Here is a 13,732-nt window from a genome sequence, read left to right as displayed (position 1 = left end):
GCCGGATCCCACGGACGCGTACGTCGCGCCCCCGGGGCCCGGCGGCCCCGCCGTCCCGCCGTGTCCGCCGCGCGGCGAACCCCTGACCGACCCCTGGTCCCCCATGCCCCCGGGCGCCACGGACTCCCCGTGCGCCCCGGGGGCCGCCGTGCTGCCGGGGGGCGGTGCCGCGTCACCGCCGCCGGCCGGGCTCAGCGGGGCGCGGCGGGTCCCGGTGCACCGCCCGGTGGGGCACACCCCCGCCTCGGACGTGTGGACGCCCGCGCCGGTCGCCACGGCCACCGCGCCGCCGCCGCCCGCTCCGGCCCCCGCGCCCGTGGCGCCGAAGGGGCGGCGGGCGCACGCGCGGATCAAGGTGCGGGCGGCGGCGGGCGGGCAGGGCGGCGGCTTCCTCGCGAAGGCGGCGGCCGTGACGGCGGCGCTGACGGCGCTCGGGGCGGTGCTCGGGCTCGTACGGGACCAGATCCTCGCCGGGTACTTCGGCGCGGGCGCGGAGACGGACGCCTTCCTGGTGGCGTGGACGGTGCCGGAGTTCGCTTCGACGCTGCTCATCGAGGACGCGATGGCGCTGATCCTGGTGCCGGCCTTCTCCCGTGCCCTCGCCCGCCGTCCGGGCTCGCTCTTCGGGGATCCCGTACGGGAGCTGGTGCGGGGGACGCTGCCGCGGCTGACGCTCTCCGTCGCCGCCGTCGCCGCGGTCCTGATCGCGGCCGCGCCCGCGGTCGTCCGGCTGCTCGCGCCGGGCCTCTCCGACCCGGGGCTCGCGGTGGACTGCACCCGGCTCACCGCGACCTGTGTGCTCACCTTCGCGCTGGTCGGCTACTGCTCGGCGGCGCTGCGGGCGCACCACGTCTTCCTGCCGCCGGCCGCGATCTACGTGGCGTACAACGTCGGCATCATCGGCACGATGGTGCTCCTGCGCGAGCCGTGGGGGGTGCGGTCGGCCGCCGCCGGGGTCGCGGTCGGCGGGGTGTTCATGGTGCTGGTGCAGGCGCCGGCGCTCGTGCGGGAGCTGCGGGCGCGGCCGGTGCCGTCGCGGGAGCCCGAGGCGCTCGCGCCGGGCTTCGCCGGGGACGGACGGCTCGTGGTGCTCGGGCTGATCGCACCGGTGGTCGCCTTCTCGCTGATCCGGCAGTCGCAGACGCTGATCGAGCGGTTCCTCGCCGCGCCGCTGCCGTCGGGCGCGATCTCGCACCTGAACTACGCGCAGAAGATCGCGCAGATGCCGATGATCCTGTCGCTGATGCTGTGCACGGTCAGCTTCCCGGTGGTCGCGCGGGCGCTGGCCGCGGGCGATCCGGAGGGGGCGCGGCGGCGGGTCGAGCGGGATCTGCTGCTGGCGGCGGTGGTGGTCCTGGTGGGCGCCTCGGTCGTGATCGCCGCCGCCCCGAAGATCGTGGAACTGCTCTTCCAGCGCGGTGAGTTCGACCGCTCGGACACGGTCGCCACCGCGGCCGTCATGCGGGTCTACGCGCTCGGGCTGCTCGGCCAGACCATGGTCGGCGCCCTCGTCCGCTGCTACTTCTCCGCCGCCCGCCCCCTCTGGTACCCGGCCGCCGCGATGGCCGCGGGGCTCGCCGCCACCGCCGCCGCCGGAGTGCCCGGCGCCGCCGCCTGGGGCGCCGTCGGCATCGCCGCCGCCAACGCCCTCGGCATCACGCTCACCGCCGTCCTGCTGCTGCGCGGCGCGCACCGGCAGACCGTCCCGGTCCGGCCCGACCGGCTCGGCGAGGGCCTGCTGCGGCTGGCCACGGCGGGCGCCTGGGCGACCGGCGCGGGCTGGCTCGCCTCGGTGGCGATCGACCCGCCCCTGGCCTCCCTCGCCGTCGCGGTCCTCGTCGTCGCCGCCGTCTTCCTCGTCTTCATCGCCTGCGCCGCCAAGGCGCCGGAGATCCCTCCCCTCCCCCACACCGCCACCCGACGCCGAAGGACCGCCCATGCCCGCCCCCACCGCGCTGCGCCGTCTGCTGCCGAAGCCGCCCCTGTGGGCGAAGCCGCCCCTGTGGGTGGCGATGTACCACTCGATCACGGACACCGCTGACGATCCGTACCGGGTGACGGTCTCCCCCGTGCGCTTCGCCCGCCAGCTCCACTGGCTCGGCGACCGCGGCCTGCGCGGGGTCTCGGTGCGGGAGCTGCTCGCCGCCACCGCCGCGGGACGCGCCAGGGGCCTCGTCGGCCTCACCTTCGACGACGGCTACGCCGACTTCCTCGACTCGGCGCTGCCGCTGCTGCGCCGGCACGGCTTCACGGCCACGGTCTACGTGCTGCCGGGCCGGCTCGGCGGCGTCAACGACTGGGACGCCGAGGGCCCGCGCAAGTCGCTGCTCAGCGAGGAGGGCATCGAGCGGATCGCCGGCGCCGGCATGGAGATCGGCTCGCACGGACTGACGCACCGCCGCCTCACGGAGGCCGACGACGCCACCCTCGCCGACGAGACCAAGCGCTCCCGGGCCCTCCTGGAGGAGATCACCGGCGGCCCGGTGGACGGCTTCTGCTACCCCTACGGGGCGGTCGACCCGCGCGTGGTCCGCGCCGTGCGCAAGGCCGGGTACCGCCACGCCTGCGCCATCGACCCCGGCCCGCTGACCAGCGCCCACGCCCTGCCCCGGGTCCACATCGGGGAGGCCGACACCTCGTGGCGGCTGACCGCGAAGCGGGCCCTGCACCCGCTGCGCCGCCGCCACCCCGCCGAGCTGGTCCCCGCCCACACCGGCCCGGCCGCGGCGGTGCTGGGATGAGCGGCCCCGGGAAGAGCGGCCGCCTGAAGGTGCTGCACGTCATCACCGGCCTCGGCATCGGCGGCGCCGAGCAGCAGCTCCGCCTCCTGCTGCGCCACCTCCCGGTCCAGGGCCGGGTGGTGACGCTCACCAACCCCGGCCCGGTGGCGCTCGGCATCGAGGCCGACGGCACCCCGGTCACCCACCTCGGCATGACCGGGAACCGGGACCTCGGCGCGCTGCCCCGGCTCGCCCGGCTGGTCCGCGAGGGCGGCTACGACCTCGTCCACACCCATCTGTACCGGGCCTGCGTCTACGGCCGGCTGGCCGCCCGGCTGGGCGGCGTGCGCCGGGTCATCGCCACCGAGCACTCGCTCGGGGAGTCGCAGATCGAGGGCCGCCCGCTGTCGACGGGCACCCGCGCGCTCTATCTGGCCTCGGAGCGGCTCGGCACCTCCACGGTCGCGGTCTCGGCGAGCGTGGCCCGCCGGCTCGCCGCCTGGGGGGTGGCACCGGAGCGGATCCAGGTGGTGCCGAACGGCATCGAGACCGGCCGCTTCGCCTTCGTCCCCCGCGCCCGCCGGCTCACCCGGGGCGTCCTCGGCATCCCCGAGGACGCCTTCGTGGTCGGCGGGGTCGGACGGCTCGCGCCCGGCAAGCGGTTCGACCGGCTGATCCGGGCCGTGGCCTCGGTGCCGGAGGCCCGGCTCCTCCTCGTCGGCGACGGCGAGCACCGCGAGGAGCTGCGCGCGGTGGCCCGCGAGTGCGGCGCGGCCGGCCGGGTGCTGTTCTTCGGCGCCTGCGAGGACCCGCCGCTGGACGGGCCCGCCGGGCCGATGCTCCCCGAACTCCTCGCCGCCATGGACGTCTTCGTCTCCACCTCGCCCGACGAGACCTTCGGGCTCGCCGTCGTCGAGGCGCTCGCCGCAGGACTGCCCGTGCTGTACGTGGCGTGTCCGGCGATCGAGGACCTGCCGGCCGACGCGGCGCCCGGCGCCCGGCGGATCGGCGAGTCGGTGCCCGAGCTGATCGGCGCCCTGCACGAGCTGCGGGCCGCGCACGGCCCCCGGCCCGTACGCCTGCCCGCCCCGGCCGCCGCCCGCCGCTACGACATCGCGCACAGCGCCGACCGGCTGATGAGCCTCTACGACCGGGCCGTCCACGGCCGCCCCGCACCCTGAGCACCCCGAACGCCTTCCGAAGCCCCTGCCCGTCCCAGCGAGAGAGCCCGTCATGACCACCACCCCACCCCGCGCCGTACGACTGCCCGCCCCCCTGCGCTCCCCCGGCCGCTGGGCGGTGCTGCCCGCCGCCGTGGTCGCCGGGGCCGCGCTCGGCGGCGGCTACGGGGCCCTGAAGACCCCCGAGTACGCCGCCACCAGCTACGTCATCGTCGTGCCCGGCGAGAAGTCCGACCCTGCGGCGGCGCTCGGCTTCGCCCAGGCGTACGGCCGGGTCGCCACCGACATCGCGGTCACCGGCGACGCCCAGGTGTGGGCCGGGGTCACCGCCGCCGCCCTCCGCGAGAGCGTCCGGGCCGAGACCTCCCCGGACGCGCCGATGATCTCCATCACCGCCCGGGCGTCGAAGCCGTCGAAGGCGGTGTCGATCGCCGACGGGGTGGCCCGCTCACTCGTCCTGAACTCCTCGCACGTCGCCGGCAGCACCGGCGTGAAGGTCGTCCAGTTCTCCCGCGCGACCAAGCCGGCCACCCCCGTGTCTCCGTCCGCGCCGCTCTCCGCCCTCGTCGGCGCCTGTGCCGGCGGGCTGCTCGGCGGGCTCGCGCTGCTCGTCCGCCCGAAGCGGGCCGCGGGCCGCGCCGAGGGCCGCCACTCCCGCCCGGCGGCGGCCACGGGCGCGGCGGTGCCCGCGCCCGCCGCCCACCAGCCCGAACCGGAGGCGGTGTGACCTTGGGAAGAACCCTGCGGACCGAGCTCTGCCGTGACACGGAGGCCTTCGGACGGCTGGCGGCCGAGTGGACGGCGCTGTACGGGCGCTGCTCCTCGGCGACCCCCTTCCAGTCCCACTCCTGGCTGCACTCCTGGTGGGTGTCGTACGGCCGTCCCGGAGCGCTGCGGGTGGTGCTCGTACGGGACGGGTCCGGCGCGCTCGTCGCGGCGGCGCCCCTGATGCGGGCGCGCGGGCCGCTGCCCGTGCTCACCCAGCTCGGCGGCGCCATCACCGACTTCACCGACGTCCTGCTCGACGACGAGCGCCCCGAGGCGGCCGCCGCGCTCGCCGAGGCCGTCGCCCGGACCGCCCGGGGCGCGGTCGTCGACCTGCGGGAGGTGCGGCCCGGCGCCGCCGCCGAACGGGTCTTCGCGCACTGGCGCGGGCCGCGCCGACGGCTCCCCGACTCGCTCTGCCTGGAGCTGCCGGCCGTCCCCATGGAGGGCCTGCTCGAACGGATCCCGTCCGGGAAGGCCCAGCGGGTCCGCGCCAAGCTGCGCAAGCTCGACGCGCTCGGCATCGACGCGCACGTGGTGACGGGACCCGACGTGCCGGCCGCCCTCGACCGCCTCCTGACCCTCCATCAACTCCAGTGGCGGGGGCGCGGGGTGACCGCCGAGCACACCAGCGAGCGGTTCGCCCAGCACCTCGCCCGGGCGGTCCGGCCCATGGTGGAGCGCGGCGACGCGATGGTCACCGAGTTCCGGCTCGGCGAGGACGTCGTCGCCGCCGACCTCACCCTGATGTCCCCGCGCCTCGCGGGCGGCTATCTGTACGGCGCCGACCCGGTGCTGCGGGAGCGGAAGGTCGACGTCGCCGCGATGCTGCTGCGGCACGGGGCCCGCGAGACCAGCGCGGGCGGCCGGGCCACGCTGAGCATGCTGCGGGGCAGCGAACCGTACAAGCAGCACTGGCGGCCGGAGCCGGTCCGCAACCGGCGGCTGCTGCTCACCGGCCGCGGTACGGCCCCGCTCCTCTGGCTGCACGCGGGCGCGGCGGACGCGCGGCGCTGGGCGGCCCGGCAGGCGCGGGAGCGGGCCTGGGCCGGCCGGCTCCTCGCCCGCCGCCCCGGCCGCGCGCCCGCGTCCGTGCCGGGCGGCTGACCGTCAGAACGGCCAGACGCCGTTGAGGGCCCCCTTCCAGTCGAGGTCCAGGTCGAGTCCGAGACCGAGATCGCCCTGCGGCTCGTCCTTCCACCCGGTGTCCTTCGGCACGCACACCGGCCCACCGATCCAGCTCTCCACCCAGTCCCCGAGCTCGACCTTCCAACAGTCGGGCTTGGGCTCGGGCTTCGGCTCGGGCTTCGGTTCCGGCTTGGGCTCAGGCTTCGGTTCCGGCTTCGGTTCCGGCTTGGGCTCAGGCTTCGGTTCCGGCTTCGGTTCCGGCTTCGGCTCAGGCTTCGGTTCCGGCTTCGGCTCAGGCTTCGGTTCCGGCTTCGGTTCCGGCTTCGGCTCAGGCTTCGGTTCCGGCTTCGGTTCCGGCTTCGGCTCAGGCTTCGGCTCCGGCTTGGGCTCCGGCTTCGGCTCAGGCTTCGGTTCCGGCTTGGGCTCCGGCTTCGGCTCAGGCTTCGGTTCCGGCTTGGGCTCCGGCTTCGGCTCAGGCTTCGGCTCCGGCTTGGGCTCAGGCTTGGGCTCAGGCTTCGGCTCAGGAACCGTCGGATCCACCGGATCAACAGGATCCACCGGGTCCACCGGGTCCACCGGGTCAACCGGGTCCACCGGGTCCACCGGGTCAACAGGATCCACCGGGTCAACAGGATCCACGGGGTCCACCGGATCCACCGGATCCACCGGATCCACCGGCACCGAAGGCTCCACCCCGTACAGCATCTCCCGGAAGACCCGGGACGACTGCGGATTGTCGTCGCACTGCCAGACGCCGTGCGGGCAATAGTCCGTGATGGTGTGGTAGAGCGGCTTGTGCTGCCGGATCCATTCCAGCATGCGCCGCATGTACGTCGGATTGTCGCCGTTCCGGAAGAGCCCCCATTCGGGGTAGGAGATCTGCTTTCCGTGCTCGGCCGCGAAATCGACCTGTTTCTGGAGTCCGTACGGCTCGTTCACGTGCCGGTCGAAATCCGCGCCGGGCGGCTGGTCGTACGAGTCCATGCCGATGATGTCGACGACGTCGTCGCCCGGATAGCACTCGGTCCACGGCACCGCGTCCCGGCCCCGGCTCGGGTTGAAGTCGAAGCGGAACCGCTGGCCGGGCACGGACCGCATGGTCGTGACGATCCGGTTCCAGTACTTCTTCCAGGCCGTCGGGTCGGGTCCGCACCGGTGGGTGTAGGTGGTGCCGTTCATCTCCCAGCCGAGGACGAGGACCGGGTCCAGGGCGCCCGCCTCGACGAGCCGCTGCGCGAGGGTGCGGAAGTGGTGGTCGTAGTAGCCGGCCGCGCCGAGCTGGAGCTGGCGGCGTACCTCCTGGTCGGAGACGCCGGCCTCGTTCCGTTCCAGCATGGGGACGTTGAGGACGAGGATCCGGTCCCGTTTGGTGTTGCGCCAGTCGGCCCACGCGTCGAGGAAGCCGGGCGGGCCCTCGATGTTGGACCAGAGGTCGCCGGGCAGGTAGGTGTGGCCGACCCGGAGCTCGCGGCCGCCGAGCCAGCGCTCCAGCTCGGCGATCCGGCTGACGCCCCGCGAACCGGAATCGAGGAAGGCGCCCATGGCCGTGGCGGCCGGGAGAGTCGGACCGGGGTCCTCCGTCGTGAGGGATGCGGCGGCCTGCGCGGGTGCCGACAGCGCGACCGAGCCCGAGACGAGGAGACCGGCGGTGATCACCCCCAGCCATGTCCGTCTTTTTCTCGGTGTTCCTCCGACAGGTTCCATGGCCGCTCCTTCAGGCGTACGCCCTTTGACGCACAGTCAATCCGATGTTCCGAAAGTATTCCTAATGAGCCGACCGTGAACTCGGCTTTCCTTCGCTCCGTAGTCCATTAGAGGATTTCATCGCCCAGTTGGGGCACCCGAGATGAAGGGGCCATGGCCGTGCCGCCTTACGACACCCGCGTACCCGCAGTCCTCGTGCGGCTCGACCGGAACCCCTTCCACCACGGAACCCTGGGGGCCGCCCGCTCGCTGGGCCGGGCCGGAATCCCCGTGCACGCGGTCGTCGAGTCCCGCGACAGCCCCGTCGCCCGCTCGCGGTACGTCCGCTCGGTCCGGGCCCGGCCCGCCTCCGCCGCCTCCACCGAGTTGGCCGCGCTGCTGCTCCGGATCGCCGGCGAGATCACCGACACCCCGTCAGCTCCGGTGCTCGCCGTGCCGCTGGACGACGTCAGCGCCCTCGCGCTCGCCCGCCGCCGAACCGAACTCGCGGGCAGGATCCTGCTGCCCGACCGGACCGAGGACCAGCTGCTGCGGGTCGCGGACAAGGCCCGGCTCGCCGAGGTCTGCGCCGAGCTCGGCCTGCCCCACCCCCGTACCGAACTCCCCGCCGACGCCGACGAGGCCGCCGCCATGGCCTGGTCGCTCGGCCTGCCGGTGGTCGCCAAGTGGAGCCGCCCGTGGCTGCTGCCCGCCGGCTCGGGGCTGCGCAGTACGACGATCCTCCGCTCGCCGGCCGAGGTGCGGGAGCTGTACCGCCGCACCCCGCAGGCCGGCAGCCCGCTGCTGCTCCAGGAGCTGCTGCCGCCGGGCCGGGACCTCGACTGGTTCTTCCACGGGTACGCGGACTCCGCCGGCCGCTGCGCCGCCGGGGCCACCGGCCGCAAGGAGCGGTCCTGGCCGGACGGCGCCGGGCTCACCGCCGTAGGCCGCTGGACGCCCAACCCTGAGGTGGACCGGCTCGCCCGCGGTCTGCTCGAAGCGCTCGGCCACCGGGGCGTGTGCGACCTCGACTTCCGGCTCGACCGGGACACCGGCGCGTACCACCTGCTGGACTTCAACCCCCGCCCCGGCGCCCAGTTCCGGCTCTTCGCCGACCGCCGGGGCCTCGACGTGGTGCGGGCCCTGCACCTCGACCTGACCGGCCGCCCGGTGCCGCCGCTCGCCCCCGCGTACGGCCGCCGGTTCGTCGTCGAGAACTACGCGGCGCTCTCGCTGCTCGCCTCCCCGCGCCGCCGGTACGCCCCCGAGCCCGGCGCCGCGCGGGGGCCCGCCGAGCGCGCCTGGTTCGCCGCCGACGACCCGGCGCCCGCGCTCGCCATGGGCCGCGCCTGGCTCGCCCACCTGCTGCGCCGGGCCCTGGCGGCGGTCCGCCGGCGGCTCGCGGCCCGCCGGCCCCGGCACCCCGCCGCCCTCCCCCGCCCCGCGGGCCGCCCCTCCTCCACCCAGCTCACCCAGCGATGAAGACGGAAGACACGATGGCGAACGCGAATCCGGTCCACGACCTGGTGGTCGTCGGGGCCGGCCCCTACGGGCTCTCGGTGGCCGCGCACGCGGCGGCCCACGGCCTCGGCCCGGTCACCTTCGGCCGGCCCATGGAGTCCTGGCACGCCATGCCCTCCGGCATGTTCCTGAAGTCCGAGCCGTGGGCCTCGCACCTCTCCGACCCGGCGGGGGCGTACGGGCTCGACGCCTACGCCGCCGACCGGGGCGTGCGGGCCGAGCACGGCGTTCCGCTCCCCGTCTCCTTCTTCGCCGCCTACGGCGACTGGTTCGCCCGGCAGGCGGTCCCCGCCGTCGACGAACGGCTGGTCACCGCGGTGGCGCCCGCCCCCGAGGGCTTCACGGTGACCGCCGAGGACGGCGAGACGCTGAGGGCCCGCACGGTCGCCCTCGCCGTCGGCGTCCTCCCCTTCCTGGAGGTCCCCGGCCCGCTCCGGGACCTCCCCCGCCGGTACGTCACCCACTCCAGCCACCACGGCGAACTCGACGCGCTCGCCGGGCGGGACGTCACCGTCGTCGGCGCCGGGCAGGCCGCCCTGGAGACCGCCGCCCTGCTCGTCGAGGCCGGCGCCGCCGCCGTACGGATCGTCGCCCGGGCCGACCTGCTGCGCTGGAACACCCTGCCGCCCGCCCTCGACCGGGGCCCCTGGGCCACCCTGCGCGCCCCGCACACCGGACTCGGCTGCGGCTGGACCAACAAGCTGTACGCCGACACCCCCGGCGTCTTCCGGCGGCTGCCCGCCGCCACCCGGGCGCGCCTCTTCGACTCGGCGCTCGGCCCGGCCGGGGCCTGGTGGCTGCGCGAGCGGTTCGCCGCCGTCACCGACGTCCGCCTCGGGCACCGGATCGTCTCGGCGGCCCTCACCGGCGACGAGCGCCTCCGGCTCGTCGTCGAGGGCCCCGACGGGGCCTCGGCCCTGGAGACCGACCACGTCGTCGCCGCCACCGGTTTCGTCCCCTCCCTGGACCGGGCCGGGGTCCTGGACCCGGCGCTCCGCTCCGCGCTGCGCACGGTCGGTCCGGTCCGCGCCCCCGAGACGGGCGCCCTCTTCGAGTCGTCCTGGCCGGGGCTGTTCCTCGCCGGACTCGTGACCGCGCCCTCGTACGGCCCGGTCATGCGGTTCGTCTTCGGCTCCGGCTACACGGCGGGCCGGCTGGTGCGGGGGGTGCGGCGACGGCTGCGCGCGGGGTCCCGAGGCGGCGGCGTCGGCCGGCCGCGCAGCGGCGAACGGGCGGCGGCCGTGCGGGCGTAGGAAGCGGCCGGCCCCGGGAGGCGGGTCGCCTCCCGGGGCCGGCCGGTGCCGTGGGCTCGCCCACGACGTTCCGGGTCAGGCGTTGATGCAGGTGTTGCCGAAGGCCGGGTTCAGCGCGCCGATGACGTTGATGCTGTTGCCGCAGAGGTTGACCGGGATGTGGATCGGGACCTGGACGACGTTGCCCGAGAGGACACCCGGCGAACCGATGGCCGCGCCGTGCGCGTCCGCGTCGGCGAAGGCGGGGGTGGCCGCGCCCATGGCCATGATGACTCCGGCGATGACGGCGGCAGCCTTCTTGCACTTCATTTCGTCTGGCTCCATTTCCGCGACGGGAGATCGGCTTCCGTCGCTCACACGGACAACGACAAACTCTCTCGAAGGAAACCGAAATCCGCGTTCCCCGGCCGGGCATTCACTCCGTTGGCGCGCACGACACAGGGCCGACGGAAGGAATTCCGCCGGCCCTGTGGTGCGCTTGTCTCCGGATCAGCTGTTGCCGATGCCGTTCCCGGACAGGACCGGGATGTCCTCGACGAGGTGCGACAGCGGCTCGTCGCCCTTGGCCTGCGTCGAGTTCTCCGCGCACTGCTGGTTCTGCGGGGAGGACAGGACGTTGACGTCCTGGACGGCGACCGGCACGAGGATGCCGACGACGGAGCCGACGTTGCCCTTGACCGGGGCACCCAGGCAGAGCTTGTTCAGCGAGCCCTGGACGGCGGAGAACTGCGGGCTCATGTTGCCGTCGGTGGTGGAGTTGCCGAACGCCTGGTGGGCGCCGTTCCCCGAGAGGGAGGTCGTGCCGCCGTCGTTGGCGATGGCCATCGCGGGGGCGGCGGCCGCGGCGGCGACGCCGACGGCCGAAGCGGTGACGGCCGCGGCCGCCATCATCTTCTTGATCACGGTGAATCCGTTCTGTTCCCACCAATCGAGCTGATTGATGCGACCGGATCAACTGCGGTCGAGGAGGGAGGTTCCGGCGCTTCACTCGATCGACTGGGGGCCGCGGCGAGCGCTGCCGCGTGCGCTCCGCCAACGGGGTGACAGGGCGGAACCCGGCGGTCCGGAGCGAGTTGATCAGGGGGCTCCCTGCACGGAGCCGGTTCTAGAAGGGAACTCCCGTGATCAAGAAGGTCATGGCCACCGCGGCCGCCGCCGCCTCGATCGTCGGCGCCTCCGCCGTCGCGGCCACCCCCGCCCTCGCCATCGCCAACGACGGCGGCACCACCTCCAAGAGCGGCAACTTCGCCCACCAGGAGTACGGCAACTCCACCACCTACGGGAACATGAGCCCGCAGTTCGCGCTGGTCCAGGGTTCCCTGAACAAGCCGTGCATCGGTCTGCCGGCGAAGCTCAACGCGGGTTCGCTCGTGGGCGCGATCCCGATCGCGGTCCAGGACGTCAACGTCCTGTCCTCCCCGCAGAACCAGCAGTGCGTCGAGAACTCGACGCAGGCGAAGGGCGACGAGCCGCTGTCGCACATCCTGGAGGGCATCCCGGTCCTGTCCGGGAACGGCGTCGGCAACAGCTGACGATCGCGTGCCGAGGGGCCGCCCCGCCGGGGCGGCCCCTTCGTGCGTACCGGCCCCGCTAGCGCGGCCAGACGGGGGTGGACATCAGTCGCTCCCACTCCCGGTCCGGCATGCCCGGCACCGCCCGCCCCGCCTGCACCCACTGGGTCACCAGGGCAGAATAGACGGGGAATTGCCGGTGGGACGGGGCCCTGTCGACGGTCGGCGGTTCGCTCACGTACCGGCTCTTCGGAATGAAGGCCATCCGTTCCCATTTCCCGGGATTACCGGGAACCGGCGGCGCCATCCTCGCTCCTTCCGCTGCTATTCCCGCATCATTACACAAGCCTCGCAACGGAGTGATTCACACGCCCGGTACCGCGTCGCGTATCTGTGTGCGAGCGGGGTCGAATTAGCGTGCGGCCATGAGATTCCCCCGTCCGTGGCGGCTCCTGCTCGCACCGGCGGCGCTTCTCGCGCTCGCCCCCGGAGCCCTCGCCTCCGCCCTCGGCGGACCCACCGAACTCCCCTCTCCCGCACAGGGACTGAATCTGCTCCTCGTCGGCGTCGACACGCGGGCGGGGGTCACCGCGGAGGAGAAGGAACGTTTCCGGCTCGGCGGTGCGGACTGCGACTGCACGGACGTGATCATGCTCGTCCACGTCTCCGCCGCGAACGACCGGGTGAGCGTGGTCTCGCTGCCCCGCGACTCGCTCGCCGAACTCCCCGGCCCGCACACCGACCGGCGGACCGGCGCCGTCCACGACTCCCATCTCGCGAAGATCAACGCGGCCCGCGCGGAGGGCGGTCCGGCCCTCGCGGTCGAGACCGTCGAGGCGGCGACCGGGCTCTACGTGCACCGCTACCTCGAAATCGACTTCCGCCGCTTCATGGACAGCGTCGACCGGGTCGACGGCGGGGTGCCCATCTGCACGCAGAAGCCGCTGAAGGACCCCGCGACCGGCCTGGACCTGGCGGTCGGCACCCGGCGGGTGGGCGGCGGCGAGGGACTGCAGTACGTGCGCTCGCGGAAGGCGGACGGGGAGATGGACTTCGGCCGCATCCGCAAGCAGCAGAAGTTCCTCGTCAACATGCTGGACCGGGTCCGCTCCGGCGGGATCCTCAAGGACCCGGCGAGACTTCGGGACCTCGCCACGACGCTGCGCGGCGCGGCCGCCGTCGAGCGGGGCGTCTCGGCGTCCGAACTGCTCGCGCTCGCGACCCGGTTGAAGGCCGTCGGCCCGTCCCGCACCGAGTTCGCGACCGTGCCCGTCCGCGGCTTCAACCCCCTGATCGACGGGGTCGGATCCACGGTGGGCTGGGACGAGGAGGGGGCCGCCGAGGTCTTCGCGCGACTGCGCGCGGACCGGCCGCTGCCGTCCGGCGACGCCATCGCGCCCAGCGAGCTCTCCGTCGCCGACTACGCGCCCGCTCGGGGGTCTTCGCTCATCTGCCCGTAGGCCGTCCGGTGGACATGCCGGAACCTCGGCCGCCCCGACCAGTTGATCAGCACGGCTCGGCACTCAGCCTGGGCCAGTCATCCGAAAGGCCAGAACATGAAGAAGCTCCTCGCGACCGCTGCGGTGGCTGTTTCGGTCGTCGGCGCGACGGCCGGGCAGGCGCTCGCGATCGCCGACGACGGTGGCACCACCTCGCTCTCCGGCAACGGCGCGCACCAGGAGTTCGGCAACTCCGCCACCCACGGCAACATGAGCCCGCAGTTCGCGCTCGTCCAGGGTTCCCTGAACAAGCCGTGCGTGGGTCTCCCGGCCAAGGTCAACGCCGGTTCGATCGTCGGCCTCATCCCGATCGCGGTCCAGGACATCAACGTCCTGTCCTCCCCGCAGAACCAGCAGTGCGTCGAGAACTCCACCCAGGCCAAGGGTGACGAGCCGCTGTCGCACATCCTCAGCGACATCCCCGTGCTGTCCGGCAACGGCGCCGGCAACAGCTGAGCAACGTCGCTCGGC

The 13,732-nt window shown here is 74.4% G+C and carries 12 protein-coding genes and 1 pseudogene; 10 read left to right on the top strand and 3 right to left on the bottom strand.

Annotated elements, in window-relative coordinates; genetic code table 11:
• Positions 1–349: 349 nt before the first annotated feature.
• The 5 genes from murJ to AB0E19_RS25895 are packed head-to-tail and all read left to right on the top strand — an operon-like array spanning position 350 to position 5,773.
• Complete coding sequence (murJ, locus tag AB0E19_RS25915) at positions 350–2,041, top strand: murein biosynthesis integral membrane protein MurJ (RefSeq protein WP_362184669.1); 1,692 nt, start codon at positions 350–352, stop codon at positions 2,039–2,041.
• Positions 1,938–2,741 carry a polysaccharide deacetylase family protein gene (locus AB0E19_RS25910; protein WP_362184581.1) on the top strand — a complete coding sequence of 268 codons (804 nt, stop codon included), beginning with the start codon at positions 1,938–1,940 and terminating at the stop codon, positions 2,739–2,741. Before murJ ends, AB0E19_RS25910 begins: the two co-directional genes overlap by 104 nt.
• Positions 2,742–2,764: 23 nt before the next feature.
• Complete coding sequence (locus AB0E19_RS25905; RefSeq protein WP_362184668.1) at positions 2,765–3,901, top strand: glycosyltransferase; 1,137 nt, start codon at positions 2,765–2,767, stop codon at positions 3,899–3,901.
• 52 nt (positions 3,902–3,953) lie between these two features.
• Positions 3,954–4,628 carry a lipopolysaccharide biosynthesis protein gene (locus AB0E19_RS25900; RefSeq protein ID WP_362184580.1) on the top strand — a complete coding sequence of 225 codons (675 nt, stop codon included), beginning with the start codon at positions 3,954–3,956 and terminating at the stop codon, positions 4,626–4,628.
• Positions 4,625–5,773: a GNAT family N-acetyltransferase gene (locus AB0E19_RS25895; protein WP_362184579.1), complete on the top strand. Its 1,149-nt coding sequence runs from the start codon at positions 4,625–4,627 to the stop codon at positions 5,771–5,773. Before AB0E19_RS25900 ends, AB0E19_RS25895 begins: the two co-directional genes overlap by 4 nt.
• Positions 5,774–6,493: 720 nt before the next feature.
• Here the strand turns inward: AB0E19_RS25895 and AB0E19_RS25890 are convergent.
• A pseudogene (locus tag AB0E19_RS25890) lies at positions 6,494–7,336 on the bottom strand (glycosyl hydrolase); the annotation flags it as partial.
• A gap of 315 nt (positions 7,337–7,651) precedes the next feature.
• Between AB0E19_RS25890 and AB0E19_RS25885 the strand changes: the two are divergent.
• Positions 7,652–8,959 carry an ATP-grasp domain-containing protein gene (locus AB0E19_RS25885; protein WP_362184578.1) on the top strand — a complete coding sequence of 436 codons (1,308 nt, stop codon included), beginning with the start codon at positions 7,652–7,654 and terminating at the stop codon, positions 8,957–8,959.
• Between the two features lie 14 nt (positions 8,960–8,973).
• A complete protein-coding gene (locus AB0E19_RS25880; RefSeq protein WP_362184577.1) occupies positions 8,974–10,251 on the top strand; it encodes an FAD-dependent oxidoreductase in 1,278 nt (425 codons plus the stop codon).
• Positions 10,252–10,326: 75 nt separating this feature from the next.
• On the opposite strand, the gene AB0E19_RS25875 is transcribed toward AB0E19_RS25880, so the two are convergent.
• Both AB0E19_RS25875 and AB0E19_RS25870 read right to left on the bottom strand, forming a co-directional pair.
• Positions 10,327–10,560: a chaplin gene (locus AB0E19_RS25875; RefSeq protein ID WP_362184576.1), complete on the bottom strand. Its 234-nt coding sequence runs from the start codon at positions 10,558–10,560 to the stop codon at positions 10,327–10,329.
• Positions 10,561–10,740: 180 nt separating this feature from the next.
• Complete coding sequence (locus AB0E19_RS25870) at positions 10,741–11,154, bottom strand: rodlin (RefSeq protein WP_360605701.1); 414 nt, start codon at positions 11,152–11,154, stop codon at positions 10,741–10,743.
• A gap of 218 nt (positions 11,155–11,372) precedes the next feature.
• On the opposite strand from AB0E19_RS25870, the gene AB0E19_RS25865 reads away from it, so the two are divergent.
• The 3 genes from AB0E19_RS25865 (at position 11,373) to AB0E19_RS25855 (ending at position 13,717) form a co-directional block, all read left to right on the top strand.
• A complete protein-coding gene (locus AB0E19_RS25865) occupies positions 11,373–11,783 on the top strand; it encodes a rodlin (protein ID WP_362184575.1) in 411 nt (136 codons plus the stop codon).
• 404 nt (positions 11,784–12,187) lie between these two features.
• On the top strand, positions 12,188–13,222 hold the full coding sequence (locus AB0E19_RS25860; protein ID WP_362184574.1) for an LCP family protein: 1,035 nt from the start codon (positions 12,188–12,190) through the stop codon (positions 13,220–13,222).
• A gap of 96 nt (positions 13,223–13,318) precedes the next feature.
• The gene (locus AB0E19_RS25855; RefSeq protein ID WP_360605693.1) at positions 13,319–13,717 is read left to right on the top strand and encodes a rodlin; all 399 of its coding nucleotides are present in this window, start codon (positions 13,319–13,321) and stop codon (positions 13,715–13,717) included.
• Positions 13,718–13,732: the final 15 nt, after the last annotated feature.

Origin of the sequence: Streptomyces sp. NPDC047974, from assembly GCF_040653375.1 — a bacterium.
GTDB lineage: Bacteria > Actinomycetota > Actinomycetes > Streptomycetales > Streptomycetaceae > Streptomyces.
Note: the sequence above shows the minus strand (reverse complement) of the source record. Positions and strands in the feature narration are given on the sequence as shown.

Bases quoted from the DNA above. Each gene is read 5' to 3' on its own strand.
- AB0E19_RS25885 (WP_362184578.1), top strand. From the start codon at position 7,652: ATGGCCGTGCCGCCTTACGACACCCGCGTACCCGCAGTCCTCGTGCGG.
- AB0E19_RS25910 (WP_362184581.1), top strand. From the start codon at position 1,938: ATGCCCGCCCCCACCGCGCTGCGCCGTCTGCTGCCGAAGCCGCCCCTG.
- AB0E19_RS25860 (WP_362184574.1), top strand. From the start codon at position 12,188: ATGAGATTCCCCCGTCCGTGGCGGCTCCTGCTCGCACCGGCGGCGCTT.
- AB0E19_RS25855 (WP_360605693.1), top strand. From the start codon at position 13,319: ATGAAGAAGCTCCTCGCGACCGCTGCGGTGGCTGTTTCGGTCGTCGGC.
- AB0E19_RS25880 (WP_362184577.1), top strand. From the start codon at position 8,974: ATGGCGAACGCGAATCCGGTCCACGACCTGGTGGTCGTCGGGGCCGGC.
- AB0E19_RS25900 (WP_362184580.1), top strand. From the start codon at position 3,954: ATGACCACCACCCCACCCCGCGCCGTACGACTGCCCGCCCCCCTGCGC.
- AB0E19_RS25875 (WP_362184576.1), bottom strand. From the start codon at position 10,560: ATGAAGTGCAAGAAGGCTGCCGCCGTCATCGCCGGAGTCATCATGGCC.